The sequence below is a fragment of the Pseudoxanthomonas sp. YR558 genome (assembly GCF_900116385.1).
In the GTDB taxonomy this organism is placed as follows: domain Bacteria; phylum Pseudomonadota; class Gammaproteobacteria; order Xanthomonadales; family Xanthomonadaceae; genus Pseudoxanthomonas_A.
Window position 1 is genome coordinate 1,478,598 of record NZ_FPCI01000001.1, and the last position, 21,660, is coordinate 1,500,257.

Sequence of the window (21,660 nt, forward strand, 5' to 3'; positions counted from 1 at the left end):
GAGGCCTCCTGGAAGGCCCGGACTGTATCAGGTGATGCGTTCAACCGGCGTGCCCCGCATCGCCGCGGGCCACAGGTTCATCCCATCCACACCCGCGCGTTGCGGAACATGCGCAGCCACGGTGAATCGTCCGGCCAGCCGGCGGGATGCCAGCTGTGGTTGGCGCTGCGCGGCGTGCGTTCCGGGTGCGGCATCAGGATCGTGGCACGACCGTCGTCGCTGGTCAGGCCGGTGATGCCATCGGGCGAGCCGTTGGGGTTCTGCGGATACAGCGTGGCCACCTGGCCATCGCCGTCCACGTAGCGCAACGCCACGCGCGCGGCCGCCTGGTCGACCGCGCCGCTGAACTCCGCGCGGCCCTCGCCATGCGCTACCGCCACCGGGATACGCGAACCGGCCATGCCGCGGAAGAACACCGATGGCGATTCCTGCACTTCCAGCAGGGCGACGCGTGCCTCGAACTGCTCGCTCTGGTTGCGCAGGAACTTGGGCCAGTGCTGCGCGCCCGGGATGATGTCCTTCAGCTGGCTCATCATCTGGCAGCCATTGCAGACACCCAGCGAGAACGTGTCGTTGCGGCTAAAGAATGCCGCGAACGCATCGCGCAGGTCGTTGCGCTCCAGGATCGAGGTTGCCCAGCCGCGGCCCGCGCCCAGCACGTCCCCGTAGCTGAAGCCGCCACAGGCGGCGATACCGCTGAAGTCCGCCAGTGCGACACGGCCGGCGATCAGGTCGCTCATGTGCACGTCGAAGGCGTCGAAGCCGGCGCGGGTGAACGCCGATGCCATCTCGATCTGGCCGTTGACGCCCTGCTCGCGCAGGATCGCGACCTTCGGGCGCTTGCCCGTGGCGATGAACGGCGCCGCGACATCCTCGGCGGCATCGAACGACAGCTTCGGCTTCAAGCCGGTGCGGCCGAACTGGCGCGCGATATCGCGCTCCTGGTCGGCGGCATCAGGGTTGTCGCGCAACTTCTGCATGGCGTGCGTCACCGACCACCAGGCATCGAACAGATCTTCCCAGCGCCAGTCGGCGAGCACCTCGCCATCCTGCTGCACACGGATGGACGCAGCGGTAGTCGGCTTTGCGATACGCTGCGCGCATTCGGTCAGCGCATGGCGCTCGACCAGGTCGGCGAACGCAGCGCGATCTTCGGCGGCCACCTGCACGACCGCGCCGAGTTCTTCGGCGAACAGCGTGCGGAACGGATCATCGCCCCAGCCATCGAGATTGATGTCCAGGCCGACATGCGAGGTGAACGCCATCTCGCAAAGCGCAGCAAAAGCACCACCATCGCTACGATCGTGGTACGCGAGCAGCACGCCGGCCTCGCGCGCATCGGCGATCAGGTGGAAGAAATCGCGCAGACGCTCGGGGTCGTCCAGGTCGGGCACGCCCTCGCCTGCGAACGCCGGCCACGCGGCGTTCCCGCCGGCATGCGGATAGACCTGCGCCAGTACCGAACCACCGAGGCGCTTCTTGCCGGCGCCCAGGCCGATCAGCCACAGATCGCTGTCTTCTTCGCGCGCCAACAGCGGTGTGAGCTGTTGGCGCACATCGGTGACCGGCGCGAACGCGCTGATGACGAGCGACACCGGTGAGACCGATTTGTGCGCCTCGCCTTGGTCGTGCCACTGCGCCTGCATCGACAGCGAGTCCTTGCCGACCGGGATGCTGATGTCCAGCTCGGGACACAGCTCCATGCCCACAGCCTTCACCGCGTCGAACAGCAGCGCGTCTTCGCCGGGATGGCCGCAGGCGGCCATCCAGTTGGCCGACAGCTTCACGCGATGCAGCGACTCGACCGGTGCGGCGCACAGATTGGTGATCGCTTCACCCACCGCCATGCGGGCGGCGGCGGCGGCATCGAGCAGCGCCAATGGCGTGCGCTCGCCGATCGCCATCGCTTCGCCGACGAAGCCTTCGTAACCGCTCAGCGTGATCGCGCAGTCGGCGACCGGCATCTGCCACGGGCCGACCAGCTGGTCGCGCGCGGTAAGACCGCCGACGCTGCGATCGCCGATGGTGATCAGGAATTGCTTGGCCGCCACGGTCGGATGCGCCAGCACGCGCAGGCCGGCTTCATGCAGGTCCAGCGCGTCGGTTTGCAGCGCCGGCCACTTCGGCGGCGCCGGATGGACGGTGTCGCGGTGCATCTTCGGCGGCTTGCCGAACAACACGTCCATCGGCAAATCGATAGGTGCATCGGCGGGGATGTTGCCGGGCGTGGCGCCATAGGCGACCACCAGATGCTCTTCTTTCGTGGCCACGCCGACGGCTGCGAACGGGCAGCGCTCGCGCTCGCAGAGCGCGGCGAACTCCGCCAGGCGCGTCTGCGGCACGCCAAGCACGTAACGCTCCTGCGATTCGTTGCACCACAGCTGCATCGGCGACAGCGACGGATCGTCGCTGGGCACCTTGCCCAGGTCGATCACACCACCGACGCCGGAGTCGTGCAGCAATTCGGGAATCGCATTCGACAGGCCGCCCGCGCCCACGTCGTGGAACCACAGGATCGGATTGTCCTCGCCCATCGCGACGCAGCGGTCGATGACTTCCTGGCAGCGGCGCTCCATCTCCGGGTTGTCGCGCTGCACACTGGCGAAATCGAGGTCCTCCGCGCTCTCGCCGGAGGCCACCGAACTGGCGGCGCCGCCGCCCAAGCCGATCAGCATCGCCGGGCCACCGAGCACGATGACGGCATCGCCTGCCGACAGCGTCTTCTTCTCCACCTGGATGCGGTCGATCGCACCCAGGCCGCCGGCCAACATGATCGGCTTGTCGTAGGCGCGGGTCAGCGGGCTTCCATCAGGCGAGCTGCCCTCCGGCAGTTCGAAACTGCGGAAGTAGCCCAGCAGGTTCGGGCGACCGAACTCGTTGTTGAACGCGGCGCCGCCCAGCGGGCTGTCGAGCATGATTTCCAGCGCAGGCGCCATGCGCGGGTTCAGCGCGCGCGGCGCCTCCCACGGCTGCGGCAGCGTCGGGATGCGCAGGTGCGAGACCGAGAAGCCGGTCAGGCCGGCCTTGGGCTTGCCACCGCGACCGGTGGCGCCCTCATCACGGATCTCGCCACCGGCACCGGTGCTGGCGCCGGGGAACGGCGCGATCGCGGTCGGGTGGTTGTGGGTTTCGACCTTGATGCAGAACGCCGAATCGACGGTGGCCTCGATCCGATACTGTCCATCGCCGTCCGGGCGGAAACGCGCGGCCGGATAACCTTCCAGCACCGCCGCGTTATCGCTGTAGGCGCTCAGCGTGTGCTCGGGCGTCTGCGCATGAGTGTGTTTGATCATCCGGAACAGGGAGCGATCCTGCTCCTTGCCGTCGATGGTCCAGCTGGCATTGAAGATCTTGTGCCGGCAGTGCTCGGAATTGGCCTGCGCGAACATCATCAGTTCGACGTCGGACGGGTCGCGGCCCAGCTCGGTGTAGCGCGTGCGCAGGTACTCGATCTCGTCGTCGGCGAGCGCCAGGCCGAGGCGGACGTTGGCGGCTTCCAACTGCGCCAGCGGGATGCGCTCCAGCGTGCCGCGCGTCGGTGTGGTGAACAGCGCCTGCGCCTGCTCGCGGCTGGCGAGCAGGGACTGCGTCATCGGATCGTGCAGTGCCTTGGCGAGCGCAGGCGAGGTGTCATCCCAGCCTTCGAGATCGATGCGCAAGCCGCGCTCGACGCGCTTGACCGGCTGGCCGGCCCCGCGCAGCAGCTCCGTGGCCTTGCTGGCCCACGGGGACAGGGTGCCCAGTCGCGGAGTGACGAAGCGGGAGACGGTACCCGACGCCTGCGTTGCATCGCTTTCGCTGGCCTGCAACACGCGGCGCAGCGTGGCCAGGTCCGGGGTCGCGCCGGGCTCGGCTTCGACGAAATACACGTGCCAGGCACCGCGCACGCGGACGTCGGGAACGAGGGACTGGAGCTTGGATTCGAGCCGCGCGCGGCGGAAATGCGACAAGGCCGGTTGGCCTTCGAGGACGATCATGTCCGGGAACCGTGGGGTCGTGCCGTCAGGACGGGGCCCGCTATTGTAGCGAAGCCGGCGCTAGGCCGGCTTCCGGGGTTCACGGGGCGGCGCCACCGGCGGCCGACGGCGCCTTCCGGGCCGCCAACTCGTCCAACTTCGCCCGCAGGGCGGCCGGGGGGAGGTAACCGCCCAACTGCACGCCTTCGGCCGAATAGATCGCCGGGGTGCCGCTGACGCCGATGCGCTGGCCCACGTCGAATTCCATGGTCACCGGGTTCTTGCAGTCGCGTGAGGCGACCGGCTTGCCGGCCTTGGCGTCGGTCAGCGCGCGCTTGCGGTCGGGCGAGCACCACACCGAGATCATGTCCTTGTGGTCCTGGCTGCCCAGTCCCATGCGCGGATAGGCCAGGTATTCGACCGCGATACCCTGGCGGTTGAGTTCGCCGATTTCACCGTGCAGCTTGCGGCAATAGCCGCACTCGATGTCGGTGAACACGGTGATCGTGTATTTCGCGTTCGGCGGGGCGAATACGATGCGCTCGGACTTGGGAATGGTGGCGATCAGCTTGCTGCGGTAGCCGGCCAGCGCGACGCTGTTCTGCATCAGGTCTTCCTGCTGCTCCAGGTCCAGCACGGCGCCCTGCATGAGGTACCGGCCATCGTCGCTGACGTACAGCAACTGCCCGCCGGCGATGACTTCGCGGAAGCCGGGCAGCGGCGCTGCGCCGACGTATTCCACTTTGGCGCGCGGATTGAGCTTGGCGATTGCGGCGCGGGCGCGGTCTTCCGCCGACCCGCTGGCCGCCGCCGATGCCGCCGCGGGCTTGGAGGCGGCCGGCTTGCCGGCAGCGGGCGCTTGTGGCGCCTGCGCGCAGGCGGTCAGGCTGAGGGCACCCAGCAGGGCGGCAGTGATCAGGCGGGTCATCATCAGCATCCGGACAGCAGCCACTTCATGGGGCGAGGGCTGGAATTCTGGCACAGCGGGCGCGCCGTGCGGCTTAACCGTCCGCAAGTGTGATGCCGCTCAAGCCCGGGGATGGTGGCGACCGTGCAGCTGTTTAAGGTGCTCGCGCGCCACCAGCGTGTAGATCTGCGTGGTCGACAGCGAGCTGTGCCCCAGCAGTAGTTGGAGAGCACGCAGGTCGGCGCCATGGTTCAGCAGATGGGTGGCGAAACTGTGGCGCAAGCCGTGCGGGCTGATCCGCGCCGGGTCGATGCCGGCCGTGCCCGCATACCGCTTCACCAGCGACCAGAAGCGCTGCCGGGTGGGCGCCTCGCCATCCGGCTCCAGGAAAAGCGCCGGCAGGCTGCGCTTCCCCACCAGCACCGGGCGAGACCTGGCGAGGTAGGTCTCCAGCCAATGCTGCGATTCTTCGCCCAGCGGCACCAGCCGTTCCTTGCTGCCCTTGCCGGTGACCCGCAGCACGCCCTGGCGGAGGTTCACGGCATTCGCAGGTAGGTTCACCAATTCGCTGACGCGTAACCCCGCGGCATACATCAGCTCCAGCATTGCGCGGTCGCGCAGGCCCAGCGGCGCGTCGGTGTCGGGCGCAGCCAGCAACGCGTCGATGTCGGTTTCCGACAACGCCTTGGGGAGCGAACGCGGCAATCGCGGCGGGTCAAGCAGCGCGGTGGGGTCGTCGCGGCGCTCGCCCAGGCGCAGCCGATGGGCGAAGAACGCGCGCAGCGCGGACAGCAGGCGCGCGTTGCTTCGAGGCGAATAGCCCTCCCGCGTGCGCCAAGCGAGGTAGTCGAACAGGCCCGCGCGGTCGGTCGCGCATATCCCGCCCTCGCGGCCGTCCCGCCAGCGCGCGAAGCCCTCCAGGTCGCGCCGGTAGCTGTCGAGCGTGGGTCGCGCCAGACCGCTTTCGGCCCAGATGGCATCGAGGAAGGCGGCGATCGCGGCCGCGTCCTCCGCCCGAACAGGCGGCAACGCATGGGCCTGCTGGCGACGTTCGGCGGGGGTGCGTGCACTCATCCCGCAAGCTTAGTGCATGGCCGGAACGCTATCCTGTGCGGATGACCGATGCCGCTCCCGTTGCCGAGAAACCCCGCGCACTGATCGTATGGCGCCTGCTGTCGCTGCTGTACGACGTCTGGCCCGTGCTGGCGATGTGGTTCGTCGTCGCCATCCCGTTCGTGCTGGTGGACGTCGCGGCCAGCGGCAACGTCCGCCACAACGTCGAGCCCTTCAGTCTGCTGGCGTGGCTGCAATGGGGTTGCTGCTGGCTGGTGACCGGCCTGTACGCCGTACTCAGCTGGCGGCGTGGTGGCCAGACCTTGGGCATGCGTCCGTGGCGTTTGAAAGTGGTGGCCGCCGATGGCGCGGCCCCCACGACGGGCGCGCTGTGGCGCCGTTATGCGCTGGCCACGCTGTCCACGCTCGCGGGCGGGCTGGGCTTCTGGTGGGCCTGGATCGATCGCGACCGGCTGACCTTCCACGACCGCTTCAGTGGCACCCGCATGATCCGGCTGCCGAAGCACCGCTGACCCGATGCGCTAACGGCTTCGCCGGCCGAACATGACCCACGAGATCGCGAGCAGCGCCAACGGCGGCACGGCGTAGGCGATGCGGTAATCCAGGCGGAACGCGCCGGCCAACCGCACGAACATCGTCTGCAACGCCCAGAACCCGACCGCGAATACGATGCCGAGGAACAAGCGCTTGCCCATGCCGCCGCTGCGCAGGCTGCCGAAGGCGAAGGGGATGGCCGCCAGGCACAGCGCCAGCACGTTGAGCGGATAGAACCAGCGGCCCCAGTACTGGTCTTCGTAATCGCGCGCATCCAGGCCGTTGCGCTTGCGGTACTCGATGTTCTGGCTCAGCTCGGTGCTGGGCATGTTGCGCGCGCGCACCAGGCTGGAGGACAGCACGGCGGCGTCCAATTCCGACTCCCAGCGCTCGCCGAGCACCGTGGTCTGGGTGGCGGAGCGCTCGTTGAAGGTGGTGCGACGCACGTTCTTCAGCAGCCAGTAGCCATCCAGGTGCTCGGCGGTGGCGGCGTGCGCGATCGAGGCCAGGCGGCCATCCTCGGCCAGTTCGTACATGCGTACGTCGCGCAACTGCAGCGCGACCTTGCCGCCGCCCTGGTCCTTCTCTTCGCCGCTCTGCGCGTACAGGAAGGTATTGCCCTCGCGCGCCCACAGGCCGGAGTAGCGGTCCATCGCCACGTTGCCGGTGCGGGCGCTCATCTTCAGCACGTCGGCCTGCCGCTGGCCCCACGGGCCCAGGGTCTCGCCGCTGAACACCATCAGGGCGGTCAGGATGGCGAGCGCAGCGGCCACGGAAATGCTCAGCCGCCGCCGCGACAGGCCCAACGCACGCAATGCCGTCAGCTCTGAGCTGGCCGCCAGTTGGCCCAGGCCCATCAGCGAGCCGATCACCGCCGCCGTCGGAAACATCGTGTAGGCGCGGCGCGGGACCGTGTACAAGACCCAGGCCACCGCATGACCGAAGGTGTAGTTGCCCTGTCCCAGGTCGCTGACCTCGCCGGACAGCGCCATCACCACGTCCAGCCCCACCAGCACCGCCCAGGTGAGCAGCACGGTGACCAGAACCACCTGGCCGACGTAGATATCGTGCAGGCGCGGCGTGAGCCTCATGCGCGCCTCCGCGGCCGGGACAGGTTGCCGTCACGCAGGTAGAACCAGATGGCGACGGCCAACAGCGGCAGCGTCAGCCACCACAGGCCGGCCAGCCCGGGCAGCTTGCCGTCGGCCAGTAGTTGGGTGCCGTTGAACATCAGGCTGACGCCGACGAGGTAGGCCAGGAAGCCGAGCATCACTCGCCCGTAGCGCGCCTGCCGCGGCGAACTGCGCGAGAGCGGCAGGGTCAGCAGGGCGAACGCGAGCGCCAGCAGCGGCGGCGTGAGCCGCGCATGGATCTGGGCGTTGGCTTCCGGGCGCGGATCCGCCAGCAATTGCGGGGTGGGGAGCAGTTCGGGGTCGTCCTTGTCCAGCGTGTCGGCGCGGTCCGGCAAGGCGACTTCATTCGACTTGTAGCGGATCAACCGGTAGTCCAGGCCGCCGCCATCGGGACCTTCGACGCGGAAGCCATCGTCCAGGCGCAGATAGCGGTTGCGTTCGCCCTCGAAGAACATCTGCCCGGATTTGGCCGTCACGACGTCGATCCGGCCGTCCTTCGCCCGGTGCATGAAGACCTTGTTCAGCCCGGTGCCGTCGGGGGAGAGCGCGCTGACGTAGACCACCGCGCCACTCGACAGCACGGTGAACTTGCCGGCATCCAGCCCGGAAACGACCAGGCTGCGGTTGGCATGGTCCAGCATCTGATGGGCCGTGCGCAGCGCCCAGGGGCCGAGCCACAGCGAACAGGTCGCCACCAGGATGACCACGGGCACCACCAGCATCATCAGCGGACGCAGCAGCCGGCGCGGGCCGATGCCCGCCGCAGTCAGCACGGCCATTTCCGAATCCCGGTACAGGCGCGAGAACGCCAGCAGCAGTCCCAGCATCAGGGCCAGCGGGATTATGTAGGGCATGTAGTTGAGGAACTGCAGGCCGAGTTGGGACAGCAACAGGCGGGCCGGCACCTTGCCGTCGGCCACGTCGCCCAGCAGGTCCGCCATCACGCCGCCCACGCTGACCATCAGCAGGATGATCAGGGTGGCCAGGAAGCTCTGGGTGAATTCCCGGAAGAGGTAGCGGTCCAGCTTCGGCATCAGGAGGGCTTGATTTACAATCTCGGGCTTGTGCGCCGCGTCTGCGGCGGCGGTCTCTGCGGTCCGGGATGGCGCCTGCCATCGTTCATCCGGCCCGCGATTGTACGTAACTGAACCTGGAATCTGATCAATGACGCTGGAATTCACCCTGAACCACGAAGCCCCCGCCCAGGCCGGCGTCGATTGCGTCGTGGTCGGCGCCTACGCCGACAAGAGCTTGACGCCCGCGGCCCAGGCCGTGGATGCGGCCAGCGGCGGCAAGCTTTCGGCCCTGGTCCAGCGCGGCGATGTCGGCGGCAAGACCGGCAAGACCACCCTGCTGCACGACCTGCCCGGCGTGACCGCGCCGCGCGTGCTGGTCGTGGGCCTCGGGGAAGCCGCCAAGTTCGGCGTGGCGCAATACCTGAAGGCCGTGGGCGACGCCGCCCGTACCCTGAAGATCGGCCCCGTGAAGGCCGCGCTGTTCACCCTGTCCGAAGTCGACGTGAAGGAACGCGATGCCGCGTGGAAGATTCGCCAGGCCGTGATCGCGGCCGACCACGCCTGCTACCGCTACACCGCGACCCTGGGCAAGAAAAAGAACGATGACCCCGGTCTGGCCCAGTTCGCCGTCAGCGGCGACAACGACCAGGCCTTGGCGCAGGGCGTGGCCATCGCCGCCGGCGTGCAGACCACCCGCGAGCTCGGCAACCTGCCGCCGAACATCTGCACCCCGGCCTACCTGGCCGAGCAGGCGCAGCAGTACGCAGCCGAGAACGGCGCCGAAGCCGAGATCCTCGACGAGACGCAGATGGAAGCGCTCGGCATGGGCTCGCTGCTGGCGGTGGCGCGCGGTTCGGCCAACCGCCCGCGCCTGATCGTGCTGAAGTGGAACGGCGGCGGCGACGCGAAGCCGTACGTGCTGGTCGGCAAGGGCATCACCTTCGATACCGGTGGCGTGAACCTGAAGACGCAGGGCGGCATCGAGGAGATGAAGTACGACATGCTGGGCGCGGGCAGCGTCATCGGCACGTTCGTGGCCGCGGCGAAGATGAAGCTGCCGCTGAATCTGATCGTGGTCGTGCCGGCGGTGGAGAATGCCATCGACGGCAATGCCTACCGTCCTTCCGATGTCATCACCAGCATGTCCGGCAAGACGATCGAAGTCGGCAACACCGACGCCGAGGGCCGCCTGATCCTGTGCGACGCCCTGACCTACGCCGAGCGCTTCAAGCCCGCCGCACTGGTCGACGTCGCCACGCTGACCGGCGCCTGCATCGTGGCGCTGGGCCGCTACGCCAGCGGCCTGATGAGCAAGCACGACGACCTCAGCAACGAACTGCAGGGCGCGGGCGAGACCGTGTTCGACCGCGCCTGGCGCCTACCGCTGTGGGATGAGTACCAGACCCAGCTGGAATCCAGCTTCGCCGACGTCTACAACATCGGCGGCCGCTGGGCGGGCGCGATCACCGCCGGCTGCTTCCTCGCGCGCTTCACCGAAGGCCAGCGCTGGGCGCACCTGGACATCGCCGGCGTGGCCAACGACGAAGGCAAGCGCGGCATGGCCACCGGCCGACCGGTCGGCTTGCTGAGCCAGTGGCTGCTGGACCGCGTCGCCTGACCGGCGACGCGTGCCCGACGCCATGGCCCGTGCCGACTTCTACCTGATCGCCAAGCCGCGCTTCCTTGAGGAACCCCTCAAGCTGGTCTGCGAGCTGGCCCGCAAGGCCTACGACAGCAACCAGTGGACGCTGGTGCTGGCGCGCGATGCCGCGCAGGCCGAAGCGCTCGACGAGCTGTTGTGGGAATTCGATCCGGACGCCTACATCCCGCACCAGATCGCCGGCGACGAAGAGGACGAGCTGACGCCCGTGCTGATCGCCACGCCCGATGTCGACGTGCCCGCCCGCGCGCTGGTCATCAACCTGCGCGACGACGCCTTCGCCGGCGCCTGCGAGCGCGTGCTGGAAGTGGTGCCCGCCGACCCGTCCGCACGCGAGCCACTGCGCGAACGCTGGAAGCAGTACAAGGCGCGCGGCTACGACGTGAACAAGCACGACATGTAACGCCCTCGGCGGCCCTGCCGCCGGCCACGCGATCCGCGTTCGCGCGATCGCAGCAACCACACCGACACGATGACCGACCTCGCCTCCAGTTACGACCCGAAATCCTTCGAATCCCGCCTGTACGCGCAGTGGGAAGCCGCCGGCTACTTCAAGCCCAGCGGCACGGGCCAGCCCTACACCGTGCTGCTGCCGCCGCCGAACGTCACCGGCACGCTGCACATGGGCCACGCGTTCCAACACACGCTGATGGACGCGCTGGTGCGCTACCACCGCATGCGCGGCTTCGACACGCTGTGGCAGATGGGCACCGACCATGCCGGCATCGCGACGGAAATGGTCGTCAGCCGCAACCTGGCGCAGGAAGGCAAGGGCGACACGCGCGACTCGCTGGGCCGCGACGGCTTCATCGCCAAGGTCTGGGAGTGGAAGGCGCAGTCCGGCGATACGATCGAGCGGCAGATGCGTCGCATGGGCGCATCGGGCGACTGGTCGCGCAGCACGTTCACCATGGACGAGGACGCCTCGAAGGCGGTCATCGAAGCCTTCGTGCGCTGGCACGACCAGGGCCTGATCTACCGCGGCCAGCGCCTGGTCAACTGGGATCCGGTGCTGAAGACCGCGATCTCCGACCTGGAAGTGGAGAACGTCGAGGAAGACGGCTTCCTGTGGTCGATCGAGTACCCGCTCGCCGACGGCAGCGGCACGCTGGTCGTGGCCACGACGCGCCCGGAAACCATGCTTGGCGACACCGCCGTGATGGTGCACCCGGAAGACGAGCGTTACGCGCACCTGATCGGCAAGGCGGTGAAGCTACCGCTGACCGACCGTGAAATTCCCGTCATCGCCGACGACTATGTCGATCGCGAGTTCGGCACGGGCGTGGTGAAGGTCACGCCGGCGCACGACTTCAACGATTACCAGGTGGGCCTGCGTCACGACCTGCCCCTGATCAACCTGCTGACGCCAACGGCGGCGATCAACGAGAACGCACCGGAGAAATACCGCGGCCTGGACCGTTACGAAGCGCGCAAGGTCGTGTTGGCGGATCTCGAGGATCTCGGCCTGCTGGTCGAGACCAAGCCACACAAGCTGCAGGTGCCGCGCGGCGACCGTACCAACCAGGTGATCGAGCCCTATCTGACCGACCAGTGGTTCGTGAAGATGGACGGCCTGGCCAAGCGCGGCCTGGAACTGGTGGAGTCCGGTGAGGTGAAGTTCGTTCCGCCGAACTGGATCAACACCTACCGTCACTGGATGGAGAACATCCAGGACTGGTGCATCAGCCGCCAGCTCTGGTGGGGCCACCGCATCCCGGCGTGGTTCGATGGCGCGGGCAATTGCTACGTCGGTCGCGACGAGTCCGAAGCGCGCGCCAAGGCCGGTCTCTCCGCCGATATCGCGCTCACCCAGGACAGCGACGTGCTGGAGACCTGGTTCTCCTCGCAGCTGTGGCCGTTCAGCACGATGGGCTGGCCGGACACGCAGGCGATGGCGTCACGCGGCTTCGATCGCTACCTGCCGTCGTCGGTGCTGGTCACCGGCTTCGACATCATCTTCTTCTGGGTGGCGCGCATGGTGATGGCCACCGACAGCTTCGTCGGCCAGGTGCCGTTCCGCGACGTCTACATGACCGGCCTGATCCGCGACAAGGACGGCCAGAAGATGTCCAAGTCGAAGGGCAACGTGCTCGACCCGCTGGACATCATCGACGGCATCTCGCTGGAAGACCTGGTGGCCAAGCGCACCGGCGGCCTGATGCAGCCGAAGATGGCCGAGAAGATCGAAAAGGCCACGCGCAAGGAATTCCCGGACGGCATCGTGCCGCACGGCGCCGACGCGCTGCGCTTCACCATCGCCGCGCTGGCGACCCACGGCCGCGACATCAAGTTCGACATGGGCCGCGCCGAGGGCTACAAGAACTTCTGCAACAAGCTGTGGAACGCCACGCGTTTCGTGCTGATGAACACCGACGGCTTCACCGCCAGCGGCGCGCCGCAGCCGAAGACCGATGCGGAAAAGTGGATCCTCTCGCGCCTGGCCAAGGTCGTCGCCGAAGCCGAAACGCAGTTCGCCGTCTACCGCTTCGACCTGCTGTCGCAGGCGCTGTACGAGTTCGCCTGGAACGAGTTCTGCGACTGGTTCGTCGAGCTCGCCAAGCCCGCGCTCAATGGCGATGACACAGCCGCCGCCGACAGCACCCGCCACACGCTGCTGTACGTGCTGGAGTCGCTGCTGCGCCTGCTGCACCCGCTGACCCCGTTTGTCACCGAGGAACTGTGGCAGCAGGTCGCCACGAAGCTGGGTATCGACGGCGGCACCGTGTCGTTGCGCCCCTACCCGGTCGCCAGCGACTTCGCCGGCCAGGAGTACGCGCAGGCCGATGCCGACGTCGAATGGCTGAAGACGATGGTGTCCACGCTGCGCCGCGTGCGCAGCGAGCTCAACGTCTCGCCGGGCAAGACCGTCCGCTTGCTGCTGCAGGACGGCCAGGACAACGACCGCGCGCGCATCGCGCGCTTCGCGTCGCCACTGTCGTTCCTGCTGAAGCTCGAAGGCATCGCGTGGCTGGACGCCGGCGCCGATGCGCCCGCCTCGGCGGCCGCGGTGGTCGGTGAGCTGAAGCTGCTGGTGCCGCTCGAGGGTCTGGTCGATCTCGATGCCGAACGCGCGCGCCTGGACAAGGAAATCGCCCGCGTCGCCAGCGAGAAGGAGAAGAGCGAGGCCAAGCTGGCAAAGTTCACCGACAAGGTGCCGCCGGCGGTAGTCGACCAGGAACGCCAGCGCCTGGTCGACTGGAGCAACCAGCTCGCCGCCCTGCACGGACAGCGCGCCAAGCTGTAATCGCGATGGCGGGCCAAGGCCCGCCCTACAGCGGCGGCATCGTGGTGATGTCGTCGGCGACCAGTTCGATCGCCATCACCAATGCGTCCTCGCGACCATCGCGGGCCGGATAGTAGCGGGGCCGGCGGCCGATCTCGTTGAAGCCTTCGCTGTGGTACAGCGCGATCGCGCCCGGATTGGATGGGCGCACTTCCAGGAAGACGCGTTGTGCGCGGTGGTCGCGGGCGATCTTCACCAGCGCGCGCAACAGGTGTCTGCCGAGCCCGCGCCCTTGCCGTTCCGGCGCGATGCAGATGTTCAACACGTGGGCCTCGTCCGCGGCAATGCTCAACAGGCCGTAGCCGATAACCAGGCTGTGTTCGGTGAGCACCCAGGACGGATATCCCGCCTTGAGGCAGTCGCGGAAGATGCCGCGCGTCCACGGAAAGGGATAGCCGCGCTGCTCGATCGCCAGCACGGCGTCCAGATCGGCCTCGCGCATCGGCCGCAGGCTGGGAGTGGACGCCGGTGAAGCTTCGACGCCCAACGCACTCATGCCGACGTACCCCGCCGCAGTCGGCGCAGGACTGGCCACAGCGCACGCTTGGCCGCCGGATTGCCGCGCAATTCCGCGGAGGAAGGCCATTGCGCGAACAACTCCGCCGCACCGGGCGCGTTCGGATTGCAGCCCGACGCACGGATCAGCGCGAAATGCAGGCGATCCGGCAGTCGTGAGCCGGCTGCACGCGGCGCGGGAGCAGTGCGCGGGGGGGCGGGTCGTTCCATCGCTTCGCGTGCCGGGGGCCGGGCGCGAGCCGGCGACGCCGCGGGCTCGCGTTCAGCGCGCACAGCCTGCGGCTCCGCGACCTGCGTCGGCGCACCAGCTTCGGTCGGCCAGTCGGCCGGCAGGTAGACCGTATGCCCGAGGGCGCCGAGCCAGCCCTGCTGCTCGGCCGACCACAAGCGGTCCGCCGCCAGCATCATGCGGCGCCGTCCCGCGTGCGGCGGGTGCGCTGCCACAGCCAGTAGGCCGGCCCGGACAGCGCGTAGACCACACCCACCGCGAACAGCGTGCGCGGCAGGTCGATGAAAAGGATCGCCAACCCCAACGGCACCAGGGCAAGCACCACGAACGGGATACGGTCGGCTTTCGCGCCGCCTTCGCCGGTGCCCTTGAAGCTCCAGAAGCGGATCCGGCTGACCATCAACAGCGCGGCCACCAACGTCACCGCCAGCGCCACGTAGCGGAGTTCCTCGCCGGTCCAGCCGAGCTCGCCATCGGCGAACGCCCAGACGAACGACATCATCAACCCCGCCGCTGCCGGGCTGGCCAGTCCGATGAACCACCGCTTGTCCACCGTGCCGACCTGCGTATTGAAGCGGGCCAGGCGCAGCGCCGCGCACGCGGCGTACAGGAACGCCACCACCCAGCCCACTCGCCCCATCACGCCACCATCGAACTTCAGCGCCGACAGCGACCAGTGGTACATCACCAGCGCCGGCGCCAGGCCGAAGCTGACCAGGTCGGCGAGAGAGTCGTACTGCACGCCGAAGTCGCTGCTAGTGCCGGTCAGGCGCGCCACGCGGCCGTCGATGCCATCCATCAGGCCCGCCACGAACACGGCGATGGCCGCATTGACGAACTGGCCGTTGGCAGCGGCGATGATCGCGAAGAACCCGGCGAACAGGCCCGCGGTGGTGAACAGGTTGGGCAACAGGTAGATCCCGCGCGAGCGCGGGGGCGGCTTGATTTCGTTCATGGGTCGCAGTTTAGCCCAAGCGGTCCGCGCCCCGGCTTGCCTGCACGCCCTAGGGGTGCTGCAATCGGGGCTCCTCGATCCCGGAGCCGGCCATGCGCCTCGTCCCCTGCCTCGCCGCGCTGGCGCTGTGCCTCGCCGTTGTCGCCACCACGAAGGCCCAGCAGGTCTACCAGTGGAAGGACAAGAACGGCGTCACCCACTATTCGGACACGCCTCCGCCCAGCCAGCAGGTCCAGAACCGCCGCATCAACCAGTACGGCGCGCCGGCCAACGAAACGCAACCTGCCGGTAAGCCGGTGGAGAACCCGCAGTGCGCCACCGCGCGCCGGAACCTGGAAGTGCTGGGCAACAAGGCGCCCGTGCAGCAGGACACAGATGGCGACGGCAAACCCGATGCCACGCTGGACGACAACGGGCGCGCCACGCAGCGCGCCCTGGCCGAGGCCGCCATCCAGGCCTACTGCAAGCCCGCCGGCGCCTGAGCCCTGCGTGCGCGCCTGGCTGGCCATCGTGGCGGGCCTGGCGGTAGGCGGCGGCGTGGCGTGGTGGCTATCGCGGGACGAAGCCGACGGACCCGAGGCCCGACGCGAGGCGGGACGCGCCGGCGCCGCCCCTGTGGATACGCGTCCTTCGCTGTACCGCTGGCGCGACGACGCAGGCGTCCTCCAGATCACCGAACAACCGCCGAAGGGCCGGCGTTACGAGCGCATCGAGCGTGACACGCCCGCTGGCATCCGGGTGAGCGGCGACAGCAAGGACACGAAGGAATAGCGCCCCGCGCGCGGCCAAGGCTGGCAAAATAGGCGATTCGTCCCCCTGAACGCCGATGCCGATGCGCCTGTCGCAGTTCCACCTCCGCACCACCAAGGAAACCCCGGCCGACGCCGAACTGGTCAGCCACCAGTTGATGTTGCGCGCCGGCATGATCCGCAAGCTGGCCGCCGGCCTGTACACCTGGTCGCCGCTCGGCCTGCGCGTGCTGCGCAAGGTGGAGACCGTCGTGCGCGAGGAAATGGACCGCGCCGGCGCGATCGAGATGATCATGCCGACCATCCAGCCGCGCGAGCTGTGGGAGGAGACCGGGCGCTGGGAGAAGTTCGGCGGCCAGCTGCTGAAGATCACCGACCGCAAGGAGCAGCACTTCTGCTATAGCCCGACGGCCGAGGAAGCGGTCACCGACTTTGCGCGCCAGGAACTGTCCAGCTACAAGCAGCTGCCGGTCAATTTCTACCAGATCCAGACCAAGTTCCGCGACGAGATCCGCCCGCGTTTCGGCGTGATGCGTGCGCGCGAGTTCGTGATGAAGGATGCGTACTCCTTCCACATCACCGACGAGGACCTGGTACGCGAGTACCGCAACATGCATGCGGCGTACACGCGCATCTTCACCCGTTTGGGCCTGGATTTCCGTGCGGTGCAGGCGGACAGCGGTGCCATCGGCGGCGACGCATCGCAGGAATTCCACGTGCTGGCAGAGTCCGGCGAAGATTCCATCGCCTTCTCCACCGGCTCGGACTACGCGGCGAACGTCGAGAAGGCGCAGGCCGCCGCACCCGGTCCGCGCGCGGCCACATCGGAAACGATGAACAAAGTCGCCACGCCCACGCAGAAGACCTGCGAGGACGTCGCCGCGCTGCTCGGCATTCCACTGCAGCGCACGGTGAAGTCGATCGCGGTGATGACCGACGATGGTTTCGTGCTGGCGCTGGTGCGCGGTGACCACGCCGTCAACGAGATCAAGCTGGGCAAGGTCGCCGGCCTGGCCGACTACCGCATGGCCAGCGAGGCGGAGATCGCCGCCCACCTCGGCAGCGAGCCCGGCTTCCTCGGCCCGGTGAACGCGCGCCAGGCGATCCGCGTGGTGGCCGATCGCGACGTCGCCGCGATGGCGGATTTCGTCGTCGGCGCAAACGAGGCCGGCTACCACCTGGCCGGCGTCAACTGGGGCCGCGACCTGGGCGAACCGGAAACCGTGGCCGACATCCGCAATGTGGTGGAAGGCGACAAGGCCGCCGATGGCGGCGAGATCCGCCTCGTGCGCGGCATCGAAGTCGGCCATGTGTTCCAGCTCGGCCGCAAGTACAGCGAAGCGATGAAGTTCACCGTGCTGGACGATGCCGGCAAGGCCGCCGCGCCCGCCATGGGCTGCTACGGCATCGGCGTATCGCGCATCGTCGCCGCCGCGATCGAACAGAACCACGACGCCAACGGCATCATCTGGCCCGTGCCGATGGCGCCCTGGGCCGTGGCCGTCTGCGTGATCAATCCCAAGAACGACGCAGCGGTGAATACGGCGGCCGAGCAGCTCTTGGCGGACCTGCAGGCAAGCGGCATCGAAGCCGTCCTCGACGACCGCGGCCTGCGCCCCGGCGCGATGTTCGCCGACATCGAGCTGATCGGCATCCCGCATCGCGTGGTGGTATCCGAGCGCGGGCTCGCGGCAGGCACGTTCGAGTACCGCGCACGCCGTGCGACCGATGCGGAGAACATCGGGCGCGACGAACTGCTCGCCCGCCTACGCGGGTGAGCATCGGCGGCGGCGCGGTTTGAACCGCGCTTGCCCGCTCGCTTATGATCGGGCGACCGCCATGGACGGGCCTTCCCTTCCTGATTGGAGATAGTTGATGTCGATCGACCTGCGTAACCTGTCCGCCAAGGAACTTGGTGCCCTGATCGCCAAGGCCAAGGAACAGCAGACCAAGCTGGCCAAGCGCACGCCCATCGCCACGGTGCGCGGCAAGATCACCAAGTTCGCGAAGGCCGAGGGCTACACGCTGGAGGAACTGTTCGGTGCTTCCGGACGCGCCACCACGAAGGCGCCCGCGAAGCCTGCCGCCTCACGCGCCGGCCGCAAGCTGGGCAAGGTGGCGCCGAAGTACCGCAACCCGGCCAACCCCAAGGAAACCTGGACCGGGCGCGGCAAGCACCCGCGCTGGATGGCCGCGCTGATCGCCAAGGGCAAGAAGGCCGAAGACTTCCTCATCAAGAAGAAGTAAGCCGCATCGGAATCGAACGCGAACGGGAGGCCTGGCCTCCCGTTTTTCGTTTGCGCGGATCGCGTCAGAGGTTCTTGCGCGAGGAGATCAACAGGTTGCCGAACAGCAGGCCCGCGATCAGCGCCATCACCACGTTGGTGACGGCCAACAGCGCGGATTGCCCGACGCCCACATCCTGCTGCTGCACCAGCGTGAGCAAGCCGCGCAGGCTGGTGCTGCCCGGTACCAGCATCAGGATGCCCGGCACGCGGATCAGCGCGCCCGGCCGGTTGGCCCAGCGTGCAAACGCATTTCCCGCGGCCGTGAGCGTCAGCGCGGACAGGAAGATACCCACCGGACTACCCCAGGCCGCGCCCGCATACCGCGAAATGCTGTAGCCGGCGATGGCGGCCGCCATCACCCAGAAGTAGTCGCGCCGGTGCGCCTTGAACAGCACGGCGAAGGCATAGGCCGCCACCACCATCGAAGCCCATTCGACCCACTCCGGTTGCGGACGCAGGGCGCGCACCTCCGGATACAGTCCCAACAGCTGGGCCAGGGTCACCGCGATCATGCTGCCGACGGTGAGCTTCAGCACGGTGGCCAGTGCGCCCGCGAAACGCGCCACGCCCGAGACCAGGTGCTGGCTGGTGAGCTCGTTCACCGCATTGGTCAGCGCCATGCCGGGCAGCAGCACGATCAGCGAGGCGATGATCACCGTGTTGAGGTTCAACGGCGCGATGAAATTCGCGATGAGGATCGCGACGAAGCCCGCCACGAGCGCCGAAATCGCATCGCTGGCTTCCTTCATCTGCGGACGGCGCGCGATCAGTTCGCCGAGCACGCCGATGATCACGCCGATCAGCCCCGCGGTCGCCATGTCGAGCCACGGCAGCCGCCACAGGCCGGCCACGGCCGCCGCCGCCAGGCCGGAGGCGAAGATCTGCATCGCTCGCCAGCGCACGCTGCGCGCGCGATCCAGCGCCCGCAGCGCGGTGTGGCCCTGAGCGATGCTCATTTCGCCGGCGGACACGGCATCGGCGATGCGGTCGGCTTCGCTCAGTTTGTGCAGGTCGGTTTCGCCGGGCGCGAGCCGGATCACCCGGGTGCTGTCGCTGGCGCCGAGCGGCCGCGCCGGGTCGCTGAAACTCAGGATCAGCCCGGTGGGATTCGACCACGGTTCGCAATCCAGCCCCAGTCGCTGGGACAGGCCGACGACCGTGCCCTCCAGGCGCTGCGCCGTCGTGCCGTAGCTGTGCAGGCGACCGGCGATCTCGCAGACGAAGGCGATGCGCTGGGCGTACGTGGCGGTGGTGAGCGTCTCGTCGGGCATCGGCACAGTATCGCCGAAGCGGCGGATCGTCGCCTTCATTGGGGCCCTCTTACACTACGCAGCTCGATGACAGGCAGGGGGACGGGTGGGTATCGGCGAAGCCATGGCACTGGGCAGCGCAGCAACGTGGGCGGTGGGCGTGATCCTGGCGCGCCAGCTGGGCGCACACCTGCCGCCGCTCTCGCTCAATCTGCTCAAGAACGGGCTGGTGCTGGCGGTGCTCGCGCCGGTGGCGCTGGTGGTCCATGCCGACGCCTGGCCCACGTTGCCGGCCGCCGAACTCGCCATCGTCATCGCCAGCGGCGTGATCGGTATCGCGCTGGCGGATACGCTGTATTTCCGCGCGCTCAACGAACTGGGCGCGGGCCGGATGGGTGTGATCGGCAATCTGTACAGCCCGCTGGTGCTGCTGCTGGGCTTTGTGTTCCTGGATGAGCGCCTCGGCGCCGGACAATGGATCGGCTTCGCGCTGGTGGGCCTCGGTGTCTTGCTGGTCAGTCGTCCGCCGGGCGAATGGAAAACCCATCCGCAGCACACCGCGCGCGGCATCATGATCGGACTGTCTGCGATCGCGCTGATGGCTATCGCCATCGTGATGGTGAAGCGCACGCTAGAAACGCAACCGTTGTTGTGGGTGACCCTGCTGCGACTGGCCGGTGCCGTCGTCGGCCTGCTGGTGGTCGCCACCCTGCCCACGATGCGCGCGCGTATGCGCTTCGTTCCTGCCGATGTCCCGTGGCGTCGCCTGCTGCTGGCCGCACTGATCGGCCAGGGGCTGTCCATGGTGTTGTGGCTGGGCGGCTACAAGTTCACCTCGGCCTCGGTCGCGGCGATCCTCAACGAGTCCGCTTCGGTGTTCCTGGTGGTGCTTGCAGCACTGTGGCTGCGCGAGCCGCTGGGCAAGCGGGCGTTCATCGGCGTGGTCCTCACGTTCAGCGGGATAGCCTGTATGCTCCTTGGCCGAGCGATGCCATGACCCCCACCCTTGCCCGCCCGCACTGCGAAGCCGATCCCGCCAAGCCTGGCCAGGTGCGGCTGGGTGGCGACTGGACGCTTTCGAGCGCGCTGGTAGTGGCCGAGGAACTTCGCGGCCTGCCCGAGGCGGTGACGCGCATCGACGCGACCGCGATCGACCGCATCGATTCGGCCGGCGTGCTGCAGCTGCTGCGCTTCGCCAAACGGCGTGGCATGGAACTCTCCGACATCGCCTTCCGCCAGGACCACCAGGCGCTGGTCAGCACCATCGAGGACGTGGCTGATGACCGTCCGCCGCGCAAGCGCGACTACGGCGTGCTGGCCGCGCTGTCGCGCCTGGGCTATCGCGTGCACGAGAACAAGCAGGAGATCGTCGCCCTGCTGAGCTTCACTGGCGAGAACCTGGTCAAGCTGGTGCGCATGGTGAAGGAGCCGCGCCGCTTCCGCCCCACGGCCACCGTGGCGCACATGGAAGCCGTCGGCCTGGACGCCGTGCCGCTGGTGATCCTGCTGTCGTACATGGTGGGCGCGGTGATCGCCTTCCTCGGCTCCACGGTGTTGCGCGATTTCGGCGCGGAAATCTACGTGGTGGAACTGGTGAGCATCGCGTTCCTGCGCGAGTTCGCCGTATTGATGACCGCCATCGTGCTGGCCGGCCGCACCGCCTCCGCATTCACCGCGCAGATCGGCGCGATGAAGAGCCGCGAGGAGATCGACGCCATCCGCACGCTGGGCCTGGACCCGATCGACCTGCTGGTCATTCCGCGCCTGATCGCACTGCTCGTCATGCTGCCGCTGCTGACCTTCATCTCGATGATGGCGGGCCTGGCCGGCGGCGTCACCGTCGGCGCATTCGACCTGGGCATTCCGCCGCAGATGTACATCGCACGCATGCACGACACCATCGAGGTGAAGCACTTCCTCGTGGGGCTGTCCAAGGCGCCGGTGTTCGCGCTGGTGATCGGCCTGATCGGTTGCCTGGAGGGCCTGCGCGTGGAAGGCACCGCACAGTCGGTGGGCGAACGCACCACCTCAAGTGTCGTGCAGACCATTTCGCTCGTCATCATCATCGACGCGCTCGCTGCGTTGTGGTTCATGCACATGGACTGGTGAG

General features: G+C 68.1%; 18 protein-coding genes and 1 pseudogene. 10 read left to right on the forward strand and 9 right to left on the reverse strand.

Features of this window, described 5'->3' with window-relative positions; translation table 11 throughout:
- Nucleotides 1–77: 77 nt before the first annotated feature.
- From purL to xerD, 3 genes are all read right to left on the reverse strand, one after another.
- Nucleotides 78–3,977, reverse strand: a complete 3,900-nt coding sequence (gene purL, locus BM365_RS07135; RefSeq protein WP_093487836.1) for a phosphoribosylformylglycinamidine synthase — start codon at nt 3,975–3,977, stop codon at nt 78–80.
- Between the two features lie 79 nt (nt 3,978–4,056).
- The gene (locus tag BM365_RS07140; RefSeq protein ID WP_093489560.1) at nt 4,057–4,884 is read right to left on the reverse strand and encodes a DsbC family protein; all 828 of its coding nucleotides are present in this window, start codon (nt 4,882–4,884) and stop codon (nt 4,057–4,059) included.
- Between the two features lie 99 nt (nt 4,885–4,983).
- Nucleotides 4,984–5,937 (reverse strand): site-specific tyrosine recombinase XerD, encoded by a 954-nt coding sequence (gene xerD, locus BM365_RS07145; protein WP_093487838.1) that lies wholly within the window; start codon nt 5,935–5,937, stop codon nt 4,984–4,986.
- A 41-nt stretch (nt 5,938–5,978) separates the two neighbouring features.
- On the opposite strand from xerD, the gene BM365_RS07150 reads away from it, so the two are divergent.
- Nucleotides 5,979–6,449 carry an RDD family protein gene (locus tag BM365_RS07150; protein WP_093487840.1) on the forward strand — a complete coding sequence of 157 codons (471 nt, stop codon included), beginning with the start codon at nt 5,979–5,981 and terminating at the stop codon, nt 6,447–6,449.
- Nucleotides 6,450–6,458: 9 nt separating this feature from the next.
- Here BM365_RS07150 and lptG read toward each other — a convergent pair whose 3' ends face one another.
- Nucleotides 6,459–7,562 carry an LPS export ABC transporter permease LptG gene (lptG, locus tag BM365_RS07155; protein ID WP_093487842.1) on the reverse strand — a complete coding sequence of 368 codons (1,104 nt, stop codon included), beginning with the start codon at nt 7,560–7,562 and terminating at the stop codon, nt 6,459–6,461.
- A complete protein-coding gene (gene lptF / locus BM365_RS07160; RefSeq protein ID WP_093487844.1) occupies nt 7,559–8,638 on the reverse strand; it encodes an LPS export ABC transporter permease LptF in 1,080 nt (359 codons plus the stop codon). Before lptF ends, lptG begins: the two co-directional genes overlap by 4 nt.
- Nucleotides 8,639–8,768: 130 nt before the next feature.
- Between lptF and BM365_RS07165 the strand changes: the two genes are divergently transcribed.
- From BM365_RS07165 to BM365_RS07175, 3 genes are all read left to right on the forward strand, one after another.
- A complete protein-coding gene (locus BM365_RS07165; protein WP_093487846.1) occupies nt 8,769–10,238 on the forward strand; it encodes a leucyl aminopeptidase in 1,470 nt (489 codons plus the stop codon).
- Nucleotides 10,239–10,260: 22 nt separating this feature from the next.
- Nucleotides 10,261–10,683, forward strand: a complete 423-nt coding sequence (locus BM365_RS07170; protein WP_093487848.1) for a DNA polymerase III subunit chi — start codon at nt 10,261–10,263, stop codon at nt 10,681–10,683.
- Between the two features lie 69 nt (nt 10,684–10,752).
- On the forward strand, nt 10,753–13,524 hold the full coding sequence (locus tag BM365_RS07175) for a valine--tRNA ligase (RefSeq protein ID WP_093487850.1): 2,772 nt from the start codon (nt 10,753–10,755) through the stop codon (nt 13,522–13,524).
- A 25-nt stretch (nt 13,525–13,549) separates the two neighbouring features.
- Here BM365_RS07175 and rimI read toward each other — a convergent pair whose 3' ends face one another.
- The 3 genes from rimI to pssA are packed head-to-tail and all read right to left on the reverse strand — an operon-like array spanning nt 13,550 to nt 15,263.
- The gene (gene rimI / locus BM365_RS07180; RefSeq protein ID WP_093487852.1) at nt 13,550–14,059 is read right to left on the reverse strand and encodes a ribosomal protein S18-alanine N-acetyltransferase; all 510 of its coding nucleotides are present in this window, start codon (nt 14,057–14,059) and stop codon (nt 13,550–13,552) included.
- Nucleotides 14,056–14,487, reverse strand: a complete 432-nt coding sequence (locus BM365_RS07185) for a hypothetical protein (RefSeq protein ID WP_093487854.1) — start codon at nt 14,485–14,487, stop codon at nt 14,056–14,058. The genes rimI and BM365_RS07185 overlap by 4 nt, the downstream gene beginning before the upstream one ends.
- Nucleotides 14,484–15,263: a CDP-diacylglycerol--serine O-phosphatidyltransferase gene (gene pssA / locus BM365_RS07190; protein ID WP_093487856.1), complete on the reverse strand. Its 780-nt coding sequence runs from the start codon at nt 15,261–15,263 to the stop codon at nt 14,484–14,486. The genes BM365_RS07185 and pssA overlap by 4 nt, the downstream gene beginning before the upstream one ends.
- Before the next feature lie 92 nt (nt 15,264–15,355).
- Between pssA and BM365_RS07195 the strand changes: the two genes are divergently transcribed.
- The 4 genes and pseudogenes from BM365_RS07195 to BM365_RS07210 all read left to right on the forward strand — a co-directional run.
- Nucleotides 15,356–15,745, forward strand: coding sequence for a DUF4124 domain-containing protein (locus tag BM365_RS07195; RefSeq protein ID WP_093487858.1), 390 nt, complete (start codon nt 15,356–15,358; stop codon nt 15,743–15,745).
- 7 nt (nt 15,746–15,752) lie between these two features.
- Nucleotides 15,753–16,034 (forward strand): DUF4124 domain-containing protein, encoded by a 282-nt coding sequence (locus BM365_RS07200; protein ID WP_158253546.1) that lies wholly within the window; start codon nt 15,753–15,755, stop codon nt 16,032–16,034.
- A 61-nt stretch (nt 16,035–16,095) separates the two neighbouring features.
- Nucleotides 16,096–17,790 (forward strand): proline--tRNA ligase, encoded by a 1,695-nt coding sequence (locus tag BM365_RS07205; protein WP_093489562.1) that lies wholly within the window; start codon nt 16,096–16,098, stop codon nt 17,788–17,790.
- A gap of 97 nt (nt 17,791–17,887) precedes the next feature.
- Nucleotides 17,888–18,253, forward strand: a pseudogene (locus BM365_RS07210) (H-NS histone family protein); the annotation flags it as partial.
- 70 nt (nt 18,254–18,323) lie between these two features.
- Here the strand turns inward: BM365_RS07210 and BM365_RS07215 are convergent.
- Nucleotides 18,324–19,571, reverse strand: a complete 1,248-nt coding sequence (locus BM365_RS07215; protein WP_093489564.1) for a threonine/serine exporter family protein — start codon at nt 19,569–19,571, stop codon at nt 18,324–18,326.
- Between the two features lie 103 nt (nt 19,572–19,674).
- Here BM365_RS07215 and BM365_RS07220 point away from each other — a divergent pair, with 103 nt between their 5' ends.
- Nucleotides 19,675–20,547: a DMT family transporter gene (locus tag BM365_RS07220; RefSeq protein ID WP_093487864.1), complete on the forward strand. Its 873-nt coding sequence runs from the start codon at nt 19,675–19,677 to the stop codon at nt 20,545–20,547.
- Complete coding sequence (locus BM365_RS07225) at nt 20,544–21,659, forward strand: ABC transporter permease (protein WP_093487866.1); 1,116 nt, start codon at nt 20,544–20,546, stop codon at nt 21,657–21,659. Before BM365_RS07220 ends, BM365_RS07225 begins: the two co-directional genes overlap by 4 nt.
- Nucleotide 21,660: the final 1 nt, after the last annotated feature.